General features: G+C 39.1%; 24 protein-coding genes and 2 pseudogenes. 10 read left to right on the top strand and 16 right to left on the bottom strand.

Annotation, left to right across the window (positions count from 1 at the left end; all coding sequences use genetic code 11):
- From ACINWC141_RS04510 to ACINWC141_RS04540, 7 genes and pseudogenes are all read right to left on the bottom strand, one after another.
- Window positions 1-135 (bottom strand): transposase (locus tag ACINWC141_RS04510; RefSeq protein ID WP_009388344.1); only part of this gene is annotated, 135 nt, incomplete at its 3' end.
- A 37-nt stretch (window positions 136-172) separates the two neighbouring features.
- A pseudogene (locus tag ACINWC141_RS04515) lies at window positions 173-490 on the bottom strand (SMI1/KNR4 family protein); the annotation flags it as partial.
- A gap of 66 nt (window positions 491-556) precedes the next feature.
- A complete protein-coding gene (locus tag ACINWC141_RS04520; protein ID WP_009388338.1) occupies window positions 557-1,063 on the bottom strand; it encodes a DUF2247 family protein in 507 nt (168 codons plus the stop codon).
- A gap of 353 nt (window positions 1,064-1,416) precedes the next feature.
- A complete protein-coding gene (locus ACINWC141_RS04525) occupies window positions 1,417-1,710 on the bottom strand; it encodes a hypothetical protein (protein ID WP_009388355.1) in 294 nt (97 codons plus the stop codon).
- Window positions 1,711-1,815: 105 nt separating this feature from the next.
- Window positions 1,816-2,361: a TetR/AcrR family transcriptional regulator gene (locus ACINWC141_RS04530; protein WP_009388342.1), complete on the bottom strand. Its 546-nt coding sequence runs from the start codon at window positions 2,359-2,361 to the stop codon at window positions 1,816-1,818.
- A 617-nt stretch (window positions 2,362-2,978) separates the two neighbouring features.
- A complete protein-coding gene (locus ACINWC141_RS04535; RefSeq protein ID WP_034677655.1) occupies window positions 2,979-3,443 on the bottom strand; it encodes a DMT family transporter in 465 nt (154 codons plus the stop codon).
- Window positions 3,444-3,452: 9 nt separating this feature from the next.
- Window positions 3,453-3,887 carry a DMT family transporter gene (locus tag ACINWC141_RS04540; RefSeq protein ID WP_009388349.1) on the bottom strand — a complete coding sequence of 145 codons (435 nt, stop codon included), beginning with the start codon at window positions 3,885-3,887 and terminating at the stop codon, window positions 3,453-3,455.
- 98 nt (window positions 3,888-3,985) lie between these two features.
- Here ACINWC141_RS04540 and ACINWC141_RS04545 point away from each other — a divergent pair, with 98 nt between their 5' ends.
- The gene (locus tag ACINWC141_RS04545) at window positions 3,986-4,918 is read left to right on the top strand and encodes a LysR family transcriptional regulator (protein ID WP_034677657.1); all 933 of its coding nucleotides are present in this window, start codon (window positions 3,986-3,988) and stop codon (window positions 4,916-4,918) included.
- Window positions 4,919-4,926: 8 nt separating this feature from the next.
- Here ACINWC141_RS04545 and ACINWC141_RS04550 read toward each other — a convergent pair whose 3' ends face one another.
- Entirely contained in the window at window positions 4,927-6,153 is a 1,227-nt protein-coding gene (locus ACINWC141_RS04550; RefSeq protein WP_009388386.1) for an oxygenase MpaB family protein, read from the bottom strand.
- A gap of 109 nt (window positions 6,154-6,262) precedes the next feature.
- Between ACINWC141_RS04550 and ACINWC141_RS04555 the strand changes: the two are divergent.
- The 5 genes and pseudogenes from ACINWC141_RS04555 (at window position 6,263) to ACINWC141_RS04575 (ending at window position 11,275) form a co-directional block, all read left to right on the top strand.
- Window positions 6,263-7,310: pseudogene (locus tag ACINWC141_RS04555) on the top strand (AraC family transcriptional regulator).
- Between the two features lie 124 nt (window positions 7,311-7,434).
- Window positions 7,435-8,004, top strand: a complete 570-nt coding sequence (locus tag ACINWC141_RS04560; protein WP_009388373.1) for a TetR/AcrR family transcriptional regulator — start codon at window positions 7,435-7,437, stop codon at window positions 8,002-8,004.
- 141 nt (window positions 8,005-8,145) lie between these two features.
- Window positions 8,146-9,165 carry an MBL fold metallo-hydrolase gene (locus ACINWC141_RS04565; RefSeq protein WP_009388361.1) on the top strand — a complete coding sequence of 340 codons (1,020 nt, stop codon included), beginning with the start codon at window positions 8,146-8,148 and terminating at the stop codon, window positions 9,163-9,165.
- A gap of 197 nt (window positions 9,166-9,362) precedes the next feature.
- Entirely contained in the window at window positions 9,363-9,911 is a 549-nt protein-coding gene (locus ACINWC141_RS04570; protein ID WP_034677660.1) for an RrF2 family transcriptional regulator, read from the top strand.
- Window positions 9,912-10,069: 158 nt separating this feature from the next.
- Window positions 10,070-11,275 carry an NAD(P)/FAD-dependent oxidoreductase gene (locus tag ACINWC141_RS04575; protein ID WP_009388378.1) on the top strand — a complete coding sequence of 402 codons (1,206 nt, stop codon included), beginning with the start codon at window positions 10,070-10,072 and terminating at the stop codon, window positions 11,273-11,275.
- Between the two features lie 98 nt (window positions 11,276-11,373).
- Here ACINWC141_RS04575 and ACINWC141_RS04580 read toward each other — a convergent pair whose 3' ends face one another.
- Window positions 11,374-12,066, bottom strand: a complete 693-nt coding sequence (locus ACINWC141_RS04580; protein WP_009388363.1) for a type 1 glutamine amidotransferase domain-containing protein — start codon at window positions 12,064-12,066, stop codon at window positions 11,374-11,376.
- Between the two features lie 155 nt (window positions 12,067-12,221).
- Here ACINWC141_RS04580 and ACINWC141_RS04585 point away from each other — a divergent pair, with 155 nt between their 5' ends.
- The gene (locus ACINWC141_RS04585; RefSeq protein WP_009388369.1) at window positions 12,222-12,638 is read left to right on the top strand and encodes a MerR family transcriptional regulator; all 417 of its coding nucleotides are present in this window, start codon (window positions 12,222-12,224) and stop codon (window positions 12,636-12,638) included.
- A 163-nt stretch (window positions 12,639-12,801) separates the two neighbouring features.
- Here ACINWC141_RS04585 and ACINWC141_RS04590 read toward each other — a convergent pair whose 3' ends face one another.
- From ACINWC141_RS04590 to ACINWC141_RS04605, 4 genes are all read right to left on the bottom strand, one after another.
- Complete coding sequence (locus ACINWC141_RS04590) at window positions 12,802-13,377, bottom strand: dihydrofolate reductase family protein (RefSeq protein ID WP_009388374.1); 576 nt, start codon at window positions 13,375-13,377, stop codon at window positions 12,802-12,804.
- Between the two features lie 205 nt (window positions 13,378-13,582).
- Entirely contained in the window at window positions 13,583-14,650 is a 1,068-nt protein-coding gene (locus tag ACINWC141_RS04595; RefSeq protein ID WP_009388356.1) for a saccharopine dehydrogenase family protein, read from the bottom strand.
- Window positions 14,651-14,665: 15 nt separating this feature from the next.
- On the bottom strand, window positions 14,666-15,904 hold the full coding sequence (locus ACINWC141_RS04600; protein ID WP_009388384.1) for an NADH:flavin oxidoreductase/NADH oxidase family protein: 1,239 nt from the start codon (window positions 15,902-15,904) through the stop codon (window positions 14,666-14,668).
- 157 nt (window positions 15,905-16,061) lie between these two features.
- Window positions 16,062-16,892: an alpha/beta fold hydrolase gene (locus tag ACINWC141_RS04605; RefSeq protein WP_009388380.1), complete on the bottom strand. Its 831-nt coding sequence runs from the start codon at window positions 16,890-16,892 to the stop codon at window positions 16,062-16,064.
- A gap of 330 nt (window positions 16,893-17,222) precedes the next feature.
- Between ACINWC141_RS04605 and ACINWC141_RS04610 the strand changes: the two genes are divergently transcribed.
- Entirely contained in the window at window positions 17,223-18,119 is an 897-nt protein-coding gene (locus ACINWC141_RS04610) for a hypothetical protein (protein WP_009388332.1), read from the top strand.
- Window positions 18,120-18,171: 52 nt separating this feature from the next.
- On the opposite strand, the gene ACINWC141_RS04615 is transcribed toward ACINWC141_RS04610, so the two are convergent.
- Genes ACINWC141_RS04615 through abaQ form a run of 3 tightly spaced genes read right to left on the bottom strand, consistent with a single transcriptional unit; the run spans window position 18,172 to window position 22,070 of the window.
- Entirely contained in the window at window positions 18,172-19,746 is a 1,575-nt protein-coding gene (locus tag ACINWC141_RS04615; RefSeq protein ID WP_009388376.1) for an aldehyde dehydrogenase (NADP(+)), read from the bottom strand.
- Window positions 19,747-19,756: 10 nt separating this feature from the next.
- Window positions 19,757-20,755, bottom strand: a complete 999-nt coding sequence (gene araD1, locus ACINWC141_RS04620) for an AraD1 family protein (RefSeq protein WP_009388367.1) — start codon at window positions 20,753-20,755, stop codon at window positions 19,757-19,759.
- 10 nt (window positions 20,756-20,765) lie between these two features.
- Window positions 20,766-22,070 carry a multidrug efflux MFS transporter AbaQ gene (abaQ, locus tag ACINWC141_RS04625; protein ID WP_034677663.1) on the bottom strand — a complete coding sequence of 435 codons (1,305 nt, stop codon included), beginning with the start codon at window positions 22,068-22,070 and terminating at the stop codon, window positions 20,766-20,768.
- Window positions 22,071-22,238: 168 nt separating this feature from the next.
- Between abaQ and ACINWC141_RS04630 the strand changes: the two genes are divergently transcribed.
- Together ACINWC141_RS04630 and ACINWC141_RS04635 are read left to right on the top strand one after the other, a co-directional pair.
- Window positions 22,239-23,972 carry an IlvD/Edd family dehydratase gene (locus tag ACINWC141_RS04630; RefSeq protein ID WP_009388359.1) on the top strand — a complete coding sequence of 578 codons (1,734 nt, stop codon included), beginning with the start codon at window positions 22,239-22,241 and terminating at the stop codon, window positions 23,970-23,972.
- 83 nt (window positions 23,973-24,055) lie between these two features.
- Window positions 24,056-24,772 (top strand): FadR/GntR family transcriptional regulator, encoded by a 717-nt coding sequence (locus ACINWC141_RS04635; protein WP_009388335.1) that lies wholly within the window; start codon window positions 24,056-24,058, stop codon window positions 24,770-24,772.
- The last annotated feature ends 21 nt before the right edge of the window (window positions 24,773-24,793 follow it).

Raw genomic sequence — 24,793 nt, forward strand, 5'->3', positions numbered from 1 at the left:
ATTCCAATTTGAAAGAGTTTGCATTGAAATGCTAAGTTGTCTGGCTGTTTCCGAGACATTGCCTTGATTGGCTTCAATTAATTTGATGGCTTCAGCTTTAAATTCTGTGGTGTAAGTCTTGTGTTTCTTGCTCATGGTAAACTCCTGATGAGTGTGTTTAGTTTACCAAGTTAAAACCTCCTGTTTTTTCAGCACACATCAATCCAAAGCTAATTAATTTTCCCTCATAGTCATCATCACCTTCGGGAAATTGCATTCCTTCTATTCGAGGTTCATGCAAGTATCCTCCCAACTCTACTGTACTGATATTTAGTTCACCATCAGTGTCCACATAATCAAAGCTAGAAATTTCAGGATAGACGCCATCATGTTGAGAAATAAGTTCAACATATTCTGGTGGAAATGTAACTTCTAAGGTAGCTGCAAAATTTTCAATAATTTCTTTATTAATTGCGCCATTTGGATATTGATCCCCAATATCTTGTAGCATTTGATGGTACTCCAGTATTTAAAAAATTTGCCTAATATTCTTAAGTGTCATAAATCACACAGTACTTTATTTGTACTTTAGAGCACTCTTTTGTAAGTAATTTTCCCAATTCTTCATTAAGCGATTAATATTTTCTGCATAAGAATACAATGATGGATTATATCCATCTGTAGGAGGCATATATTTAATAAAATTATCCATTTCGGCTGGACAATCAAAATCTGTATAAATACTTTCTACTTCATCTAAAGGATCTTCAAAACTTTCTCGATTAAGCCAGAGCCAGCTAAGAATTACATATAACCATTTTTGACTAATGGTTTCATATTCATCTTCTTTAAAATTTGGACATAATTCATAAATAAAAGAACTGATGTCATTTGACTCAGTGGGTATAAGGAATGACAACTCAAGTTCAGCGTTAGTATAGTTTTCCGTTAATAAACTATTTTCTGCTTTTTTTATTGGTATTTCTGAAGTAAGAAGATTATTTTCATAGCCCCATTTGATATCACACCATGAAAGGTTCACCTTTTCATTAATAAAATCAGCAGGTATTGGATACAAATTCATGTCATTGTGCCTCTAGCTTACTAAAAAGCCTGTAATTCAAATAGGTGCAAAATCTTCACAAGTAATAGTTATTGATTATCAAGCGTATATTTAAAAATATTATAAAAATTTCAAATTAAGTCTTTTAGCTTCAGCTTGATCACCATGTCAAAGACACCATACAATAATAAAAATAAAATCTAAAGCAATCCAAAAATAAAGAAATTTTTAGCAATAATAAAAAATGGAGATTTGGTTCTAAGAACTGATGGCTCAATCATAATTTTCACTGCGGTATATCCAATCTATACATAGCCACTTCTATGTTAAATTAACTACTATATTCTTTAAAAAATTCAATTCATATAAATCCCCTAATTAGTATTTCCATTTTGTTTTTTAAATATTTTTAATGCCTCATGTCTGGTTTTTTGTGTATATTTTTTTGGCATGCCTGCTATTTCTTTAAGCATTAAGATTATTTCATCAGAAATATACTCGGATTTTTTACTCAATAGGTTTAGAGCTAATATTGTCCAATATTCAGAAGTACTATCAGTTAGAGCAAAAATAAGTATTTCTCTAATTTGTTCAAGAGAATAGACTTCAGCAATATTTTCGAGTTCTTTATTTTCAAGTATTAATAAGCCTTCCCTCACATCTTGCATTAAAATCCCCTCATTATTTGTTTAGTTTTAATAATCTACAGTTATAACTTTAAATTAATCTCTAACCTTTAGTTCGTAAGATTTAGAATTAAGCATTGTCAAATATTACCCAAAAAACCTCTCTACCACCACATCCCTTTCATCCAAACGATTTGAACTTAAAATCTGGAACATCAAACCATCAATTAAGTTTAAAACCATATTGGCATCAGGTTTGAGCGGGCGATTTTCTAAACTAAAAACCAGATCAAAAAGTTCTCGAAGCAGCCATTTTCTATATTCAATTACCATACGGTAGGCCCCCGAATACATCTGTTTAATTTCAAAAATGGCCTTAAGTAATAGATGGTACAGACTATTAAAATTGACGTGTAAAACAATAATTTCTTTAATTTTATCTATTGGGTTTCGGTAACGGCTTGAGTAGATAATTGCCAGCACTTCTTCTTTCAGGCGGCTTTTTTGAAAAGATATACACCTTTCAATAAGCCGCTCTTTTGAGTGAAAGTAGTTATAAAAAGTGCCCTTAGGGATTTTGGATTCTTTGGCAATTAAGTCCACACCCGTATTGTGAAATCCATGAATATTAAACAGCTCTATTGCGGTGTGAATAACCTGTAATTTTTTGGAAGAGGTTTCTAAAGTTGGCATAATTTTTCCGTTATAAAATAAATTTTTGTTGTATATAAATGAGATACTTTTCTGGGAGAAAAAAGGCACAGCAAAGTCGTAAAGACTGTGCATGGCACATCTCAAGTTTTATTGTTGATTAAGTTTTAGTCGTGACGATTTAAAGCCTGAAAACCTTACGGCGATCGAGCTGCTTTAAAGAGATTTAAGTGGTGTCTATATAGATTTTGACAGTGACTGCCAATAATTTATGAATGTGCATCGCCAACTCCTTCTATTGGGAGTTCTGCCGAAACATTATAAATTATGGTGGCAGAACGGAAGCAGGTTGACGGACTGGGTAAGACTTCCAGCACACCCGAAGGTGTCCCACTCCCGTCCTACCGCTACGGGAGGGAACGGGTGTGCACATATAAGTATTCCTCAGAAGGAATAACTCTGATGTGGTCTTACAAACTCGGTCCGTCAAAACCGACTGGCAATGTAGGCCAGCCCGCAAATGGTAATCTGCAATATTTAAGGTGTCAATGTGATATTGGCTAGAAATTATTTAATTAATTATTATTTTTCATTTAATTACACAATTAAGAAAAACCTTAAATATTAACTTAATAAAACCCTCCTACTTTATAGGCATGTTAACTGTTAGGTTCAACTTGAGTCTTTTTACTACTTGAATAGATAAAATAAAGCGCAATTGCTAAACAGATGAGCGCGCCCAATCTATAAGTTGAAAAAGGCAGAATTTCATTGCCAAACCAACCAAAATTATCAATCAACATACTCATGAGAAGTTGCCCAAAAATCACCGCAACTGTTGCAACAGCCGCCCCGATTCTTTGCACAGCTAATACCATAATCACAATATAGGGAACACCACACATTGCACCCAGTAATTGCCATTTAGGCACATCTAATAGGGTTAACGTTTGCTTGGGTTCAAAATAAAAAATTAATAATGCAGTAATTAAAGCGCCTACCGAAAACGTTAAAAATGCACTACGGAATACGCCAACTTTACTGCCAAGCTGTCCATTAATTGCCGCTTGTACACTGAGTAAAGCACCGCCGATGACTGCCAATAAAATCATAAATATAGTCATATTTCCCCCTTATGCTTTTGCGACTAATGAAAGTGCGACCACAATAAAAACCAGCGCAAGTACACGTTTACGATCTACTTTTCGATGCGGGGTTCCGAGTAACCCATAATGATCAATAATCAGGCTCTTAAAAACTTGACCAGCCAAAATCCCAATCATGGTCATGGCAATACCAATAATCGGCGCTGTAATGGTGAGAATAATGACGTAGATCGGACCAATTACCCCTCCCAATAACTGCCATGAGGGAAGAGTAAAAAATGACGGACTATTGCGAGGACTAAAAAACAACATAAGTAGAAAGGTAAGTGCGGCCCCTACTCCAAAAATACTAAAAGTGGCCCACAATTCTCCAACTTGTGTACCTAATGGCCCTAAAAGACCAGCTTCTACGGATAGCCCCATCCCACCTAAAATGGTGAGGAATAGTAATAGGATTTGCATGAACATTGCCTCATGGTATTTAGGCAACGAATCATAGAGTAGCCAATTCAGCAGAAAAACAGCATAATCCATGAATCACTTTTGCAGAAATTGCACAGATGAATTTATCAAATTCGATTGATATACGTACCCTTCGCTTTTTTATCAGTGTATATAAGGCTCAAAACTTCTCTATTGTGGCGAGAAAAGAAGATGTTTCTGCATCGATGATTTCTCGGACCATTCAACAGTTAGAAGATGCGTTGGGGCAGCAACTTTTTTATCGAAATACACGAGCAATCACACCGACCGAATCAGGTAAATTGTTTTTTGAATATGCCAAAAGAATTACAGAGCAATTTGATGAAGCTCAAAAAGCATTGCAAGATAAAACGGTAGAGCCCTCTGGGCTGGTCAGAATTAACGCACCCGTATTTTTTGGCCAAAGGCATATTGCGCCGTGGTTAGCGGGTTTATCAGAACGTTATCCAAGACTTTTAATAGAACTGATTCAGACAGACGAATTTATAGACCCTCTTCGGGACAGTACTGATTTAATATTTCGCATTGGAACCCTCACAGATTCATCATTTCATGCGCGTATCTTTGGCACACAAAAATATCATTTGGCGGCTTCTCCGCAATATATTTCTAAACACGGCGCGCTTGATCATCCTAAAGCACTCAATGAGCATAAATGTTTAGTGTATAAAGGCTTTGAAGGACCTAACCGTTGGTTAATTAGAAAACCAAATGAGGAATGGGTACATTATCCCATCGTGCCCCTACTTGCTTCGAATAATGCCGAGAGCTTAATGACAGCTGCACTCAATGGGATGGGAATTGTTTTATTTCCTGACTGGCTCATTGGTGAGGCGTTAAAACAGGGTAAATTAATAAAACTTTTACCTCAATATGAAGCATCTATTAAGTCTCAACCCCAGCACATCGCAGCAATTTATCCGAATGTGCGTCATCCACCTTTAAATATTCGGGTAGTGATTGATTATTTTGCTGAGGTCTACGGTGAAACGCCTTATTGGCAGGATTAATTTTTATTTTATCCTCTCTCATAACTCAAATCTGCGCCTGTATTTTTAATAATCTGACCCATTAAAGCTTGTCTTTGTTTAGTCTTAATTGTTCTTAAATAACTAGCGCCATGAGGTAAAAAGCGGGCAACTGAAGTCATTACAAAATTCTTTGCAAAAGTACCACCTACTAAAATCGCGCCAGTAGCGGATGCCGATGGAAAAGCTAAAGCAGCCGCAATTTCCTTACCAAGCAATAAATTAGACAACGTAGCAATATACTCATGAGCCAATTTATATTGAATACGGCCAACTAATTTGTTTTGCTCAAAAGGCAGAATATCTGCCAAAGCTTGCCAGAGCGCCCCACCCAACATGGCAGAAGTTTCATCAGCAATAAATACTTGATCTAGCTCCATCCATGTCAATCGCCAAATATCCTGTTCATTTGTAGGAATAAGTGAAGGATGTACACCCACCACATGCGCAATTAATCGCCATAGATGAAAAATATCCTCACGCTCACTTTTAATAGAGATAAGACCGGAAAGATTGGCGCCTAAAGTTGCTAATAGTGCAAATGGTAAGATCGTGGCTGTATAAATAACTTGGTGAATAGGCTGGTCCCATTCATCAAAGCTCCAATCAGCTCTAGATTGCATCGCTTTTCGCATATGTGCATGAACCATACGAATACGTATACATGCTTTATAGCCTGATCCAAACCGATGACTCATCGCATTTGGAGCGGTCACTTCATTGAACCAATTTAAAGTTTCTACCGCACGCTTTCCTGCTTTTTTATATAGATCGCCCGATCTAAGTAAGACTTGGTTTGCAGTCGGGGCAATATAGCTCACCGCTAACCCAGGAATAAAAATAGAAAGTGCTTCGCGTCCAACTAACTCATAAGTCTGGGTCGCTCGTTCTAATCTTTTATGGTCAACCCAGTATGGGAAATTATCGGCTATTGCAAAAAAATCGATTAATTCTTGGGGAGGATTATCAACGGTTTCTATACCATTTTCCAAAGCCTGATTAAACATTTGTCTTGATGGCGCGCCTATGCGGTGCATACATTCAACTAATCGGTCAGCTACCGGATCACCAATATGTTTAAAACTTTTGAATGACTCAATCTGTGCTTGCGTAGCATTCAAAGTATCTTTACTAAAAAGTTTAGAAGCAATATTAAATGGAAATTGTTTCATCGCTTTTGGGTGCTCGACCAAAGCAGCAGAATATTTAGCTAACATTATCAGACTCAAATCATTACGAATGAGTCATCTATTATTTATAAATTACATTTACACAATAGGTGTAACCATGCCATATTAATGATCAATTTGGGCCAAGAGTAAAAATATGCAAGATCCATTTGGATTATTTAATAAAAGTATTTCTATCTCATATGCCCATCTATTATTAGAAATTACTCAAGAATATGGAATTAGCACAACACAGCTTCTAGAAAACACAGATTTATCTTTAACCGATTTTCAGCAACATGATGCACAAATTAATCCTCATCAATGGTCTAAACTGGTCGTTAATGCACTTAATCTTACGGGTAATCGTCGATTAGGAATTCAGTATGGATATCGGCTACGCCTAACAGCTCATGGGGCTCTAGGATTCGCCTTTTTAAGTAGTATGGATGTAGAAACGGCTCTTAATCTTTGTCAAAAATTCTTTTGTACCCGTATCCAAAGTTTTATGCCAACTTGGACTACGGATGAAAACTTTATCTATATTTATCTTGATGATGTGCATCCGGTAAAACTTGGCGATATTGAACAATCACAGCAATTAAGAACATTTTTAATTGAAAGTCTACTTTTTGGTGGAATTCATTTATTAGAAATTCTTATTCAAGAAAATTTAGAAACTTTTGAAATTTTTCTCGATTGGAATGAAAGTTCAGACTATCAATCAGTTAAAAATAACAATGTAAAACTTCACTTCAATAGTAAACGCAATGGTATTCGATTACCGATTAAATATTTGAAAAATCGCAATCCGCATGGCGATTTAATTGCTTACCAGCAAGCCCTACAATATTGTGAAAAGGATAAAGCAAGAATTGTAAAAGACGCTACTCATGATCTTCAAAAATCAATAAGGTCTGAACTTTTATATATTTAATGGTGCATATCCCTCGCTTACTCTCGTCGCTCAACGCTTAAACATGTCCGAAAGAACGATCAAACGCCATTTACAAGCACAAGGAACAAGTTTTCTTCAAATTTTAAATGAGGTTCGTTTTACTGAGGCAAAAAAACTATTATTACAAAAACAATATAAAATTCAAGAAGTAGCAAATTTAATTGGTTATGAGGAAGCAACTAACTTTGTGCGTGCTTTTAAAAAACAGTTTGGCTTAACACCAAATCAATTTAGACAGAATCAATAATCTAGTTTCACATCCTGAAAAATAGTTATTAATAAGCGCTGAATAGCTTATCAAACAAAATATATCTTGCTGTCTTACTATTATTATGTATGATTGAGTAATCACTCAATTAATGTGTTTAGATATGGCTCGTCCACGTAGTGAAGATAAGCGTAATGCAATTTTAAGTGCTGCTATTGAAACATTAGCAGAGCTTGGCGAACGTGCATCTACCTCAAAAATTGCCAAAATTGCTGGCGTAGCCGAAGGCACTTTATTTACCTATTTTAGTAATAAAGAAGAACTGCTCAATCAGTTATATCTTTCGCTAAAGGCTGAACTACGTCAGGTCATGATGCTTGGTTACCCGGCTGACTCCGACCTGCAAACACAAATGTCGCATATTTGGCAAAGCTATTTGGACTGGAGCCTAGAAGCTCCCCTCAAACGTAAAGTGATGGCGCAGCTTGCAACCTCAGAACAAATTACTGAGCAAAGCAAACAAATTGGTATGCAAACCTTTTGTGACCTGACCCAAAACATTCAAGAACGTATTAACGATGGCAAATTAAGAGATTATCCACCGTTATTTATTGCTTCAATTTTAGGTGCGCTTGCCGAAGTTACACTTAATTTTATTGCCCAAGACCCTTCTCAAACCGAGCGTTATCGTAAATCTGGTTTTGAAGCGTTTTGGCACGCAGTTTCAATTTAGATAAAAGTTAAGGATGCGCGGCGTCCTTATTTTTAAACAAATTAATGAGTGATTAAATACTCATTTAAATAAATATAAATAAGCACTTAGCCCAAGTTCTTATTTGCACATATAGGTTTGTTCCAATAAAGGAAAAACAAGATGACTATTTCAAACACAACAGACTTACCTTCTCCCTTAATGCCATCACAGCAACATAATGGCAAATTTAGAAATACACGCCAAAACCAACACAAGCCTTCATTTGGTAAAACGCTCCAGCTTATGTGGAAGTTTTTATTTAACAAACCGAAAGACACGGTTCCAAACAAAGAAATTCCTGTTTTAAGCTTGTCAAAAGAACAACTGTTAAGTGCGCCCGACCGCTCTCTATTTCGCCTTGGACACTCCACCATCTTGTTAAAACTACAAAATGAATTTTGGTTAACAGACCCAGTTTTTTCGGAGCGCGCCTCACCTTTTCAGTGGATTGGACCAAAACGTTTCCATCAACCGCCAATTAGCATTGCAGACTTACCGCCTATTAAAGGTGTGATTTTGTCGCATAACCACTACGACCATTTGGACTATCACGCGGTCATACAGCTTAACGATAAGGTTGAGCATTTCTTAACACCACTTGGTGTGGGCGACACACTCATTAAATGGGGAATTCCATCAGAAAAAGTTCAACAGCTCGACTGGTGGGACACAACATCTATCGATGGACTCGAACTGGTTGCCACCCCTGCCCATCATTTTTCAGGCCGAGGTATGGGCGACAACAATGCGACCCTTTGGGCGTCGTGGGTGATTATTGATAATGACTTACGTGTATTTTTTAGCGGTGACACGGGATATTTTGACGGGTTTAAAGAAATTGGACATCGTTACGGTCCGTTTGATTTGACCATGCTAGAAACTGGCGCTTATGACCCTGAATGGCCCGATGTTCACATGCAACCAGAGCAAACTTTACAAGCACATATCGATTTAAAAGGTCGTCATTTATTACCTGTGCACAACGGTACTTTTGACTTGGCACTTCATGCTTGGGATGACCCGTTTGAACGTATTGTCAGTTTGGCTAAACAAAATGACTTAGCGATTAGTACCCCTCAAATGGGTGAAGTTCTGGATCTAAACGAGCCAAATGTTGAAAATTATTGGTGGCGTTCGTAAGTTTTCTTGATAATTTTTAATTTATTTATTTCGGTCAATTTTACTTTAAAAGTTTTAAATTCAGTTATATACCCTTCTAAATTGCCATTCATGCCACTCTCAAATAAAACTAGGACTAACTTTGTCTTAGTTTTATTGTTGACTTAAAACACAGACTACATTAGTCTGTGTTTGTAGTTGATCAATTATGAAATTAAATGGCTTATATCACTAGTAGCGTCGAGTATGCGATTCACTGTCTTCTTTTTCTTGTGAACAATGAAGATAAACCTTTGAGTAGTAAGGATCTTGCCGAATTACAAGGAGTCTCTCCAAGTTTTATGGCTAAGATTTTTCCTAAACTTGAAAAGGCTGGTCTTGTAGTTGCACAAGAAGGTGTTCGAGGTGGTTATTTACTGGCTAAACCTGCTCATGAAATCAGTTTTCTAGATATCGTGAATGCAATCGAAGGTGAAAAACCGCTTTTTGAGTGCCAAGAAGTTCGCGGTAAATGCGCAGTCTTTAATCATGCTCCACCAGATTGGGCAACCAGTGGTGTGTGTGCAGTGCATGCAGTCATGCTACAGGCTGAAAAAGCCATGCGAGATGCATTAGGTGCTCATACACTTGGTGATATTGCAGATCGTTTTGGCCGCTACGCACCCGACGTATTTTTTAGTGATGTAAATGGCTGGATCAATGAACGCATCGAAGGAAGAACAGCAAAAATGCGTAAAAGTAAAATATCGCGGGATACGCCCGACTAATAAGCTGATAGGGCCTCACGCCCTAAAGTAAAACTCCCCTAATCGTTTTTAAACGCCTTCTCAGATTTTTCGGACAATCAGAGAAAGGATTCGCTCACCCAAAATTTTGTGTTGAGTTGGAATGTGTTGTCCGAAAAATCTATCAAAAGGATAATCAAATGAGTAAGCGTATTATTATTGCTGGTTCTGGCTTTGCTGGTTTATGGGCCGCACTTGCTGCACAAAGAGCAATTCACTTGGCTTCGCAAGAACAAAACATTGAAGTGGTGATGGTTTCCCCTAGCCCGAATGTTGATATTCGTCCTCGTCTTTATGAAGCTGTGCTTGAAAACATGAACCCTGATATTTCAAAGTTATTAAGTGTAGTTGATGTTAAATTTTTGGCAGGTTGGGTAGATAAAATTAATGCCGATCAACAAACAATTGAGGTTTCAACCACCGAGGGCAACAAGCAAACCTTAAGCTATGACCGTTTTATTCTGGCAACGGGAAGTACCACTTTTATGCCCCCGATACCGGGCCTTACAGAATATGGCTTTAGTGTAAGTACATTAGAAGATGCTGAAAAGCTAGATCAACATCTTAAAAATTTAGCCAACAAACCTGCAAATGCAGCGCGTAATACAGTGGTTGTTGCTGGTGGTGGGCTTACTGGTCTAGAAACTGTTACCGAAATGCCTGAACGTCTGCGTAGCATTTTAGGTGAAACTGATATTCGTGTGGTTTTAGTAGATTCCTCAACAGAAATTGGCGCAGCAATGGGTGACCAAGCTGCGACAGTTATTCGTGAAGCGCTTACTGAACTCAGCGTTGAGGGTAAAGCTGGACTACGCGTGACTGCACTTGATGCCTCTGGCGTAACACTTTCTAACGGCGAAAAAATTGAAGCAGAAACCGTAATCTGGACTGCGGGCATGCGAGCTAACTCACTCACTTCTCAAATTGCTGGTGAAAAAGATAATTTAGGCCGTTTGATTGGAGATGCTTATTTACATGCACCTGAAGCAAAAAATATTTTTGTGACGGGCGATACAGTAAAAGTTCCAACCGATGATTTAGGAAATTTTAATGTGATGTCATGTCAGCACGCTATGAGTCTAGGCCGTGTGGCGGGCTACAATGCTGCGGCAGAATTAGTTGATTTACCACTTCATCCATACAGCCAACCGAAGTATGTGACTTGTGTTGACTTGGGCCCTTGGGGTGCACTCTATAGCGAAGGATGGGATCGAAAAGTTCAATTTGTACGTGAGGAAGCGAAAAAAATTAAACAGGAAATTAATACGGTCTGGATTTATCCACCAGTTGCAGACCGTGAAGCAGTTTTTGCAATAGCAAATCCTGATTTTGTGATTGTTCCTTAATATTAGGTTTTCTAGAACAAACTACTTTATTTAAACACCCTAAAAGCAAAAGCCGTTATTGGTTTTGCTTTTAGGGCTTATTTTTTAGTCATTAAATTTTATGACTTTTCTAGCTCTTCTATTATTGCTAAAGCCGTCTTTTTAGCAGAAAACGGATTTTGTCCGGTAATTAAGTTACCGTCTTGAACTACATGTGGTGCAAAGGGAACAAAGGCTTTGTCATAATCAGCGCCATATTCTTTCGCTAACTCTTCGGCATTGTACGGCACCTTTTTTGCAACTCCTGCCAAAACCTCTTCACTCCATGCAAAGCCCGTTAACTTTTTGCCTTTTATAAGTCGTTCACCATTGGAAAGTCGCACATTGAGCAAGCCACAATAGCCATGACATACACTTGAAACAATACCGCCTTTTTCATAAATATTTTTGGTGATTTCTTGGAGTTCAGGGTTATCTAAAAAATCCCACATTACTCCATGACCGCCCGTGTAATAAATCGCATCATAATCTTGCCAATTAATATCTGACGGTTTATGGGTATTAGCCAGTAAAGTCATAAATGCCTGATCATCTTCTCTCGCTTTTACTGATTTATCGGCAACTAAGGCTCCCAGCGATTTGGGTTCAATCGGCGTTTTTCCGCCATTTGGGCTCACAATATCTTGAATATAGTCGTGTTTTTCGAACTCATCATAGGCATGGGTAAGCTCACCTAACCACAAACCTGTGGGTTCATCTACATCTTTATAGCGTGAAACATTGGTCACGACATGTAATATGCGTTTAGACATTTCATCACCTCATTTTTCATATTTATAATTCTATCTTTCATATATCAAAGCATAGAAAGCTGTTACTGAAAGTGTGTGCTTAGTAAAGTTATGAACCTTGCTTTTACAACACTATAAGTCTAAAGTTAACTTTAATGTCAAGAGAGTCTGTAGCTATGAATATTAGCGAGTTATCTAAACTAAGTGGTTTAACTACCCCTACAATTCGTTACTACGAACAAATCAAACTCTTGCCTAAAGCAAAAAGAAAATCGAACGGCTATCGTGAATATACCGATAACGATTTAAAGCAACTTTCTTTAATTCAGCAAGCCCAGCAGGTTGGGTTTTCTTTAGCTGAAATTAAAGGTTTTTTGCCTTCAAAAGTTGTTGCTTGGGACCATGATGCACTTATTCAAACGATTGAAACTAAAATTCAGGAAATAGAACTTTTAGAACAAAAGCTAAAAGTCAGTAAGCAAAACTTACGTACCATGATTAATGCGATCAATAACAAACCCGATGAAATTACGTGTGAGCAAAATGCAGAACGTCTGATGAATCTCTATTTTGACAAAGTAAATACACCGTAATATTTAACCTTAACTAAAGTTAACCGCTCTCGTTTTGAATATAAGATTCGTATTGGTATTAACCAAGCAACACAAGTATTTAAATAGCATTTCACAAATCTAAAAAAAACGAATTATGGACCAACGCTGTAATTCGTTTTTTTATATAAGTATTAGAGAAAAACTAGACAGTCTTTTGATAGTGAAGACCGATGGCTCCAGAAGCAAAAGTTTTATTTTCGATGAGTTTAAGATTGGTCTTTTCCTGAATACCTTGGAATAGTGGCAAGCCACTACCAATCAGCACAGGCGAAACCGTAATTTTATATTCATCAATTAAACCAAGTTGCATCAGGTAGTGCGCAAAGCGAGGACTCCCCAGAATAACCATATCCTTGCCCTGCTTTTGTTTGAGTCTATTAATTTCTTCTTCAATATCGTCTTTTACAAGTCTGGAATTATTCCACTCTACCGTGTCTAAGGTAGTAGAAAAAACCACTTTTTCTGTCTTTTCAATCCACTCTGCATGATTGCTTTCATGCTCCGAAGCTTCTGGATTTGAAAGCATTGATGGCCAGTAATCGTGCATCATCTGATAAGTCGCACGTCCCCAAATCACCGTGTCGGCAGTACTCAAAATTTCTTTTGCATGATTTGCCAAATCGGCATCGTAGGCAATCCAGCCAATATCCATTGCCCCATTTGGACCTTCGACAAAACTGTCTAGCGATGCATGTAGAAATAGTACGAGTTTTCTCATTATTTTCATTCCTTTGTTTATAAAAAATATGTACTACATTTCAGTATATTCAATTTGAATTATTTCTTATGGAGTGTTTTGTTTTCTGTTTTTCTTTCATCCATATAAAGCTGTATTTATTTGAAATATTTAGAAAACAATCCGAACAAGAATGACTCCTTATTCGGGATTACGCGATAAGCTTTATTTTTTAACAAAGTCTGTATTAAGTGATTATCAATGGACCAGAACCCGGCAGCTCAGTCACTAGCTTATAACCCATCAGTTTTGCTGGTGTATATGTACCGCCTTTAACGGTATTTTTGAGTAAATAATTCACTACAGTCAGTGAACCATTTACGGTAAGGTTATACGCGTTTTCCGTTTGGATGCGGGCCGTTTTTATTTCCCCACGCGCGTTTCTTGCTTCCCCCCAAACATAGGTAGGTACTTTCGCACGAAGCTCTTCATTTGGCCCCACAACCGTTTTTTCAATACGTGACTTAATAAACTTCTGCACAGCATTAATTTTTAATACTGGGCGTAAATAGTTCATCATTTTCGCACCAAAAATCATTTTGGGAAATGCGGGTACAAATACTTCAATGTTTGGAATACCTGTTGTATAGAACGCTGTAGATACATCTCCCCATGGAACACTCATAGCACTTTTTTTACCGTCACCAAAATCAATGGTCCGAACATAATGTGCTAATGGAACAGTGAGAATTTTTCCGTTTTTACGAATTTTTCCGCCTTCGGCCATACCTTCTGTACTTGTTTTAGCAGTACCCGGTGAAAATCCTGTTCTAGAGTCGAAACCAAGTGCTAAATGAGTTGCATCTGGTAAGGCTTCTTTGAGCGCAGCAGCAACACAGTCTGTTGGAATGACATCAAAGCCAACACCCGGACAAAGCACAATATCGGCTTTTTCTGCTTGGCTATTGAGTGATTGAGCCAACTCAAATACAGAGATTTCACCCGTAATATCGAGATAGTGAGCGCCTGCTTTAATGCACGCTTCCATCATAGGTTTTGATGTCGAGGAAAATGGCCCTGCACAGTGCATCACCAGTTTAAAGCCTCGGAGTTGCTCACTTATCGCATCTACGTTATCAAGCCCAAAAGCTTTATAGTCGAGCCCCAACTCTTGAGCTAATGTTTCAATCTTAGCTTTGTTACGACCAGCCAAAGTTGGTTTTAGCCCTTGGCGTACAGCTTCACGAGCGATTAACTCGCCCGTGTAGCCATTTGCTCCATAAATTATCCAGTTTGAATTATTCGGATTTGTCATAACACAACTCACTTATTAAGAAGCAAATGTATAGTCACGCATACCTTTTTTGTATTGGCGGGTACGGCATGACATCGCTGATTGTTGCAAAATTAAAGCCCAAGCTGGTGAAACATTTGGTTTTGTTTTTTTACCAGCGCTTAAATTACGTAACTGGAATTTGACCACAGCCATATTGGCAAGTGATGCGAATGTTTTATTTTCCCATGTAATTGGCTTGAGTTCAGGTGAAACATTTTTGCCTTGTTTCCAAGCATTTGGCAAATTAGGTTCAATCGCTAAAGCTGTGGCAATACCGACCATATCTACACCACTTTCAACTACTTTTTCTGCCACCTGTTTACGGCGTATGCCACCTGTGACCATAACAGGCATTTTGGCAACTTTACGAATTTCTTGTGCAAATTCTAAAAAGTAAGCTTCACGAGCAAGTGTTCGGCCATCGCGCGCTTGACCTTGCATTGCAGGCGCTTCATAGCTACCGCCTGAAAGTTCAACCAAATCAACTGCATGTTCATTTAGCATTTTAACCACTTGTTGAGCATCTTCAGCGCTAAACCCACCGCGCTGGAAATCGGCTGAATTTAGTTTCACTGCAACAGTAAACTGAGGCGAAACCACTTTACGAACTGCTTCTACAATCTCAATTAAAATGCGAGCACGATTTTCTAAAGAACCACCCCACTGATCTTGACGTTTATTGCTCAGTGGAGAAAGAAACTGGCTTAATAAATAACCATGCGCTGCATGAATTTCTACGCCGGTAAATCCTGCTTTTTCGCCTAAACGCGCCGTGTTTGCAAACCGCTGAATCACCTCTGCAATCATAGATTCAGTCATTTCGATTGGTGTGTTAAAGCGATTTGACATTTTGCCAAGATCAAGTGAAATAGCCGATGGCGCCCAAGTCTGCTGACCAAGGTTCGCTTGCATTTGGCGCCCGGGATGATTGATTTGAAGCCAAACCTGTGCGCCTTTTGAACGACCAATTTGAGCCCATTTTTTAAAAGTATCCAGATGCTTTTCATCTTCAAGCACTACACCGCCCGGTCCAGTCATTGCTCGGCGGTCTACCATCACATTTCCAGTAATGATTAAACCTACACCACCATTTGCCCAAGCCTGATATAAACGCATTAATTCTTCTGATGGTGCGTGGTTTAAATCAGCCATGTTTTCTTCCATTGCCGCTTTAGCAATACGGTTTGGAACATATGAGCCATTTGGGAATACTAGTTTTTCGAACACTTTCATTGGAATGACCTCATTCAGTATGGCTTTACTTTAAGATTAAAGCTAACTTTAATGTCAATACCTTTTCGTATTTCTACATTCAGTCATTTGAATTCATTAGTTTTTATATAAAAAAAGAGGCATTAGTATGCCTCTTTCTTAAAGTTTAATGCTTTTATTATTCACGGATAAAAGCCAATAAGTCAGCATTAATCACTTCATGATTCACAGTTAACATGCCATGAGAATAACCTGGGTAGATTTTGAGTTGGCTATTTTGAAGCAACTCAGCCGATTTCACACCAGAGGTTTTATAAGGCACGATCTGGTCGTCATCACCATGCAACACTAAAACAGGAACGGTGATTTTCTTTAAATCTTCAGTAAAATCGGTTTGTGAGAATGCCACAATGCCATCGTAATGTGCTTTTGCGCTGCCCGTCATTCCCTGACGCCACCAGTTAGAAATGATACCTTCAGATGGTTTCGCATCTGGTCGGTTAAAACCATAGAATGGGCCAGATGGTAGGTCTCGGAAAAATTGCGCACGATTTGTGAGAACTTGATTTTGCAAGTTATCAAAAACTTCTTTTGGTAACCCTTCAGGATTATTTTCAGTTTGAACCATGAGTGGCGGTACTGCACTGACAAGCACAGCTTTTGCAACGTTTTCTTCACCATGCCGTGCGATATAACGAACCACCTCACCACCACCGGTTGAATGACCAATATGAATAGCATTTTTAATATTGAGATGTTTAACCACTTCTGCAACGTCATCTGCATAATGGTCCATATCATGGCCATCCCAAACCTGACTCGAACGCCCATGTCCGCGTCTGTCATAAGCCACAACACGGTAGCCCTGTCCTAAAAAGAAAAGAAGTTGTGTGTCCCAATCATCTGAACTTAAAGGCCAACCGTGATGAAAAAATAAAACTTGGGCATCGCGTGGTCCCCAGTCTTTATAAAAAATGTCTACGCCATCTTTTGTGGTTACATATCCCATCTTTGTACTCCTGCTGAAATTCTGCTTCTAGAATCGTTATAAAGGTCTGAATGTTTAACGTAAGATTAAAGTTAGCTTTAAGGTCAACCGTCTCAATCTTATTTTTAAAATAAAATTTATATGAAGACTCTACTGTACTCTGTATCTTTTTAATCTTTAATTGTTTTTTATTTTATTTCTTTTAAATGTCAAAGACTTTACAGCTAGAAATTAAAGTCTTGACTTTAAAGTTAACTTTAACCTTATAGTGCCGACATTGGCTATAAATTAACACGTCTTTATAAAGGCAACCGTAGCTACTTGGTCAGTTAATGTTAAAGGTAAACGCTCATGAATATAAAACAACAATTTACTGAAGTTGAGTTTGGGCAACAAAAAGTCAAAGTACCTAAAGGTGGCTACTATGACCGTTTTAGAATGCATCCAGATCTAGATGAAATTGCCCAAGATCCAGCTGCTGGCAACATCGATTTTTTCCGTCATATTCCTAAAAAAATTGTGGAGTCACGTGTTGGTCCTGTTTGGGCGCCGAACTTTTATTATCGTAGTGCAAATGTTCAGCTGTTAATGCTTGCTCCCATTAAACATATTAAGACAAAACTTCCGGATGCTTTAACGCCGTTACAACCATTTCCGGGTTATGGGTTGGTCGCCGTCACATTTTTTACCTATTCGGTTTGTGACAATGATCCCTATAACGAAGTGTCGATTGCGATTATTGTACGTAAACCTCATGCTCGTGGGCCTCACATCGCAGAGTTAATGAAATCGATGCGTCAACGTCATTTTCATGCACATGTTTTAGCTTTACCTGTAGATACAGAAATTGCTAGAGTCCGTGGTGTATATGGTTACCAGTTACCAAAATGGCTAACTGAAATTGATATCGATATTAGTTCAAAAGAGGTTCAAGCCAAAATTTTCGATGTTAATGGAAAATTAGATTTAAGCTTAAAAACCCTTGTACCGACTTTAAAACATGTCGATTCTGAAACGCATATTAATAAAGTCACCATGCTACATATAGTCGATGGAAAATGGCACCAAACAGAAGTTCAATCAAACGTTCTTTCTTTTGCGCAAAAGCTTTTTCCAAAGAAAGTACGACTTGTGAAAAATGAAGGCCCTTTAACAAAGTTGCTAAATGAACTTGGCGCTTCAAAAATTCTCCGCTTAGATGTTATTCAAGATGCGCAAGTCGTGCTTAATTTGCCTACTCCGCTATAAATTTCTTCTTCAGAATATGAAAAAGAGACCAACTAGTGGTCTCTTTTTATTTTTAGATCGCTGCTTTGGTCATCTCACCATTGACCAGTCTTAAAATCTGCAACGGGTTGCTGTCTTTTAAAGCCTCTGGCAATAAACTTTGCGGATAGTTTTGGTAACACACTGGGCGCAAATAACGGTCAATGGCTAAGGTGCCAACAGAAGTGCCTCGTGCATCTGAAGTGGCTGGGTATGGCCCGCCGTGTACCATTGCATCACACACTTCCACACCCGTTGGGTAGCCATTTATGAGTAAACGGCCAGCTTTTTCTTCTAGTACAGGGACTACATCTGCAAACTCGGTTAAATCTGCTTCATCGGCAATTAAAGTTGCAGTCAGTTGACCATTCATGCGTTGTAGGGCCTGAATGAGTTGGGCTTTATCTTCAACCTCAATGATGACAGTCGCTGGCCCAAAAATTTCTTCTTGCAGAAGCTGGTCACCCGCCAGTAAAAGCTCAACATCGGCTTTAAACAGTTGTGGCTGTGCCTGATTGCCTTGCTGGGCTTGACCTGCCAAGTGTTCAATCCCTTGATGTGCAGTTAAGTGCTCAAGACCTGCCGTATAACTTTTTAAGGTGCCAGCATTCAGCATGGTTTGTGCAGGCTTAGCCCCCATAATTTCAGTCAGGTTGCTAATGAGCTGGCTAAATTCAGCTGATTTTATTCCCAAGATCAAACCCGGATTGGTACAGAACTGACCACAGCCTAAAACAACCGAATCTGCCAAGTCCTGTGCAATTTTTTCACCACGTTTTTTTAACGCTTCTGGCAATAATAACATTGGGTTAATGCTGCTCATTTCCGCAAACACCGGAATCGGTTGTGGACGGGCTGCCGCCATGTCACATAAAGCTCGTCCACCGCGAAGTGAACCAGTAAATCCAACCGCTTGTATTAAAGGATGTTTCACCAGTGGCTCACCCACGCCATTACCATAAATCATGTTAAATACACCTTTAGGCATATTTGATTTTTCTACGGCACGTTCGATTACCTGAGCCACAAAATCTGCTGTGGCCATATGTCCACTATGCGCTTTCACCACTACAGAGCAACCCGCTGCCAGTGCCGAAGCGGTGTCACCACCTGCAGTTGAAAAGGCGAGTGGAAAGTTACTTGCACCAAAGACTGCAACGGGACCAACACCAATTTTAATCTGGCGCAGGTCTGGGCGAGGTAAAGGCTGACGCTCAGGCAAAGCGGTATCAATCCGCGCCCCTAAAAAATCACCACGGCGCAGCACTTTGGCAAACAGGCGCATTTGCCCACTGGTACGGCCACGCTCACCTTGCAAACGTGCAAGTGGCAAAGCAGTTTCTTGTGAAACAATTTCTAGAAAATCGGTGCCCAAAGCATCGAGCTCATCGGCAATATTTTCTAAAAAGGTAGCACGCTGTTCAGGTGATGTATGACGGTAAGTCTTAAAGGCTTGGCTGGCCGCTTCACAAGCCTGATTCACTTCCTGTTCGGTTGCATGGTGAAACTCATAAGCTAAAGTCTCACCAGTTGTTGCGTTCACACTCTTTAATAAGTTTGTACCTTGTGCACTGCGTGAACCGTCAATAAAGTTGTGTCCAATGACCATTTTATATTCCTTAAAGAGTAATAACTGAACCAATCGGTAGCTCTGGTTGTGTATGGGCAAGTTTGTTTTTAAGTGGAAGACCGAACTCTTTCATCTCTATTTCAAATTCGTCGTTAACCTGCGCTTGAATACCGTCGGCAAAAGACAAAGTGGCTGTACCGAAATAGTGAATATGAACATCCCCTGCTTTTAAAAATTGTTGATACTTAAAGTGGTGATATTCCAGATTTGCCAAGCTATGACACATATTGTCTTCACCAGATAAAAACTCTTTTTCCCAAATAATTTGTCCATCACGGCGCAATCGGCTTGTTCCTACTAAATGTTTCGGTAACTCGCCTGTCCGTAAGGCTGGACCAAAACTGCAAAAACGTAATTTTGAATGGGCTAGATATAAATAATTACGGCGCTCCATCACGTGGTCAGAATATTCATTCCCCAAAGCAAACCCGATTCGATAAGGCTTTAAATCTTCCCCAATCACGTATAGGCCTGCGATTTCAGGTTCTTCGCCGCCGTCTTCGGCAAATGGTGGTAAAGGCAACTCAGCTCCCGGTCTCACCACAATTGAACCGTCACCTTTATAAAACCATTCTGGCTGTGCCCCGATCTGACCTTCTGGTGGACGGCCCTTTTGTAGTCCCCATTGAAATATTCGCATGGTGTCGGTCACAGAGCTGTCATCGCTTAAATTTTGCTGATGCATTTTGTCGCGTGCTGATGCAGAACCTAAATGGGTTAAACCTGTACCGGAAACTAAACAGTGCGTGGGATCTGGATGGTCTAAAGGCGGCAGTACCTTTAAATCTGCTAATAAAGATGAATAATCATAAGTCTCCGCTTCAAACCCTAGCACCTCAACTTGTTGCTCCAATGAAACTTTATTGCGGATTGCTAAAAGTGCTAAATCACGAACCGATTGAATATTTTTAACCGGATATGCCATGTTGCCTTCTACTTTGGCAACAGCACGTTGATTTGCACGATTTTCAAATTGAATAATTTGCATGTTTTATTCCTTACAAAGGCTTTTGAATATTCACTGTTTGTGTTTTTTGACGTTCGAGCTTGGCATAGACGATGTAAGTCAAAATTAGGCCAAAAAGCATGACGATAGATAAGAAATACAAACCAGCAGCCATATTTCCTGTGTATTCTTTTAAAAGTCCGATGCCAAATGGCCCAACATAGCCACCTAAATTTCCGACAGAATTGATTAAGGCAATGCCAGCCGCTGCACTTGCACCAGTTAAGAAACGGCCTGGTAATGTCCAAAACACAGCAGTTGATGAAAATAGGCAGAACGCAACCACGGCCAAAGCAGCTAATTGCATGACTGGAGAATTTAGCCAACCACTCAAAAACATTGCGCAAGCGCCTAATGCGTAGAGAAAACTTAAATGTCCATAGCGGTCATTTAGACGGTCAGTACTACGTGGAATAATTAATAATCCAATAATTCCAAAAACGTAGGGAATGCTAGATAAGAAGCCAATTTGAAGATCAGTACCACCTCCAAATTGCTTGATAATAGAAGGCAACCAGAGATTTAAACCGTAAATACTTAAAGTCACTGGTAGGTAATACAATGCTAATAAAAGTACGCGTTTGTCTTTTAAAGCATGCAGTGGATTGGCATGTCGAGTTTGATCGTATTCGGCTTCATCTTTAATAAGTTCATTTTTAAGCCATTGCTTTTGTTCAATGCTTAACCATTTCACTTTATCAATGTTATCGGGTAACCACAGAAATGTTGGTAAAGCCAATAAAACCGCGGGTAAGCCAACTGCAATAAATAACCATTGCCAACCATGTAAGTTTGCAATGCCATCCATTCCAAGTAATAGACCAGCTAAAGGCCCAGCAATCATCATGGCGATGGGTTGCGAAAGCACAAACATTCCCATAATTTTTCCGCGATGACGCACGGGATACCACTGAGTGATGAGGTATAAAACACCCGGAAAAAAGCCCGCTTCTGCTACACCTAGTAAAAACCGTAAGAAATAGAAGCTTTTTGGACCTTGAATGAGTGCCATTGCCATGGTGATTAAACCCCACGTCAATAAAATGCGGGTAAACCATTTGCGGGCACCAAATTTATCTAAAAGCAAATTACTTGGAACTTCAAAAAGAAAATATCCAATGAAAAATAAGCCTGCTCCTAAACCATAGGCTGCATCACCAATTCCGACATCGGCACCCATGTGCAAATGAGCAAAACCCACAGCGGCACGATCAATGTATGCCACCAGATATAGTATGACTAATGCAGGTATCAGTTTAAACGTGACCGTCCGTATTACATCCTTTTCGAAATCCATGTTCGACTCCATTTCCTATTATTACTTATAGAGCATCTTGCTCGTAAATTATCCTTTCAATTTAAAATATAGTAATACTATTTAAATTTCAAACCTTTTAAAAATAAAATTTATGGTGTATTTTTAATTTAATTAATTCCAATAGTAATACTATATAGGGAAATTTGTATGAATAACAAACAAGTTCTTCGTTCGGCTGCCTGGTTTGGTACAACGGATAAAAATGGCTTTATGTATCGTAGTTGGATGAAGAACCAAGGAATTCCAGATCATGAGTTTCAAGGCAAACCGATTATAGGAATTTGTAATACTTGGTCTGAACTTACGCCATGTAATGCCCATTTTCGAAAAATTGCCGAACATGTAAAAAAAGGGATTTTAGAAGCTGGCGGCTACCCTGTTGAGTTTCCAGTGTTCTCAAATGGTGAGTCGAATTTGCGTCCTACCGCCATGTTTACCCGCAACTTAGCCAGTATGGATGTTGAAGAAGCTATTCGTGGCAATCCTATAGACGGTGTAGTGTTATTGACAGGTTGTGACAAAACCACTCCAGCATTATTAATGGGAGCTGCAAGCTGTGATATTCCTGCCATTGTGGTGACTGGTGGACCCATGCTTAACGGTAAGCACAAAGGTAAAGACATTGGTGCGGGCACAATCGTTTGGCAAATGCATGAAGAGTTAAAAGCAGGCAAAATCGATTTAAATGAATTTCTATCTGCCGAGTCTGGTATGTCACGCTCAGCTGGTACATGTAATACCATGGGCACCGCTTCTACAATGGCGTGCATGGCAGAAGCCCTAGGCACTTCTTTACCGCACAACGCAGCCATTCCAGCGGTAGATTCGCGCCGTTATGTGTTGGCTCATCTTTCTGGCATGCGTATTGTTGACATGGTTCATGAAGATTTACGTCTTTCCAAAATCTTAACTAAAGAAGCTTTCGAAAATGCCATTAAAGTCAATGCAGCTATTGGTGGTTCAACCAATGCCGTGATTCACTTAAAAGCAATTGCTGGCCGTATTGGGGTCGATTTACAACTCGATGACTGGAACCGTGTGGGTCGTGGCATGCCAACCATTGTTGACTTACAGCCTTCAGGCCGTTTTTTAATGGAAGAATTCTATTATAGTGGTGGCTTACCAGCTGTGATTCGTCGTATGGGCGAAGCCAATCTTTTGCCACATCCACAGGCTTTAACCGTAAATGGTCAAGGCATTTGGGAAAATTGCCAACAGTCACCTATTTATAATGATGAAGTGATTCGAAAAATTAATAACCCAATTCGACAAGATGGCGGCATGTGTATTTTACGCGGTAATTTAGCACCTAAAGGTGCGGTGCTTAAACCTTCTGCTGCAACACCTGAGCTTATGAAACACCGCGGTCGTGCAGTCGTATTTGAAAACTTTGATGACTATAAAGCCCGCATTAATGATCCAGACCTTGATGTTGATGAAACTTGTATTCTAGTCATGAAAAATGCTGGTCCTAAAGGTTATCCGGGCATGGCAGAAGTTGGAAATATGGGATTGCCACCAAAAATTTTAGCCAAAGGCATTACAGACATGGTCCGTATTTCCGATGCACGGATGAGTGGAACAGCTTATGGCACGGTCGTTTTACATGTTGCCCCAGAAGCTATGGCAGGCGGGCCTTTAGCCGTAGTTCAAAATGGTGATTTTATTGAACTCGATGCCTATGCAGGAAAACTTCACCTAGAAGTAAGCGATGAAGAACTTAAGCAACGTCTTGAGAATTTAGCGCCTCCAGCACCGCCAAGTTTTATTGGCGGCTACCGCAAACTCTATGTAGAACACGTTTTACAAGCCGATGAAGGTTGTGATTTTGATTTCTTGGTCGGTTGCCGTGGCTCGGAAGTTCCACGTCATTCTCATTAATAATTATTCTTGAAAAAGATGATCTTGTTAAAACACAAGGTCATCTATACCATAGGATATTCAACATGTCGTAATAGTAAAATATGAGTAAAGCTGACTATAAAAATCCTATTCCTAGCAAAAGCCAACATGCATTAATTGTTCAACAATTGGGATTAAAAATTGTTTCTGGGGAAATCTCAGAAAACGAAAAGCTCCCGAGTGAAGTAGATTTATGTGAGGAATATAAAGTCAGCCGTCCTGTCTTTCGTGAAGCAATACGCGTTTTAAATGCTAAAGGCTTAACTTACTCAAGACCCAAAATCGGAACTGTGGTGAGGCCGAAAGACGAATGGCATTTACTTGACCCCGATGTACTGTTTTGGCTAATTCAAACAACGCCTGAACACGAATTTTTTAAAACACTTTCTACCGTACGACGCGTTTTAGAACCAGAGCTGGCTTATATTGCAGCAAGTACGGCAAACGAAGAAGATATTGAACGTATTAAACATGCTTATGATGGGATGGAAAAAGCGACCACAGTTGAAGAATTTATAGAGCCAGATATTCAATTTCACTTAGCAATTGCCAAAGCAACGCATAATGACTTGCTGGCTTATATGTCAAAAATGCTGGTTTTACCTTTACAACAATCGATCCAAGTCACCAGTTTACGCCCAAATTTACAAGGCCATTCGTTACCTAGACATAAAGCAATTTTGACAGCAATTGAAAATAAAGATCCATTATCAGCACGCCATGCCTCTCTCGTTCAACTAGACGACACTAAAATGGCTTACGATTTAATTAAAAAATAATTTTATAGATTCATGGCATAA

This window comes from Acinetobacter sp. WC-141 (genome assembly GCF_000313935.1).
Classification (GTDB): Bacteria; Pseudomonadota; Gammaproteobacteria; order Pseudomonadales; family Moraxellaceae; genus Acinetobacter.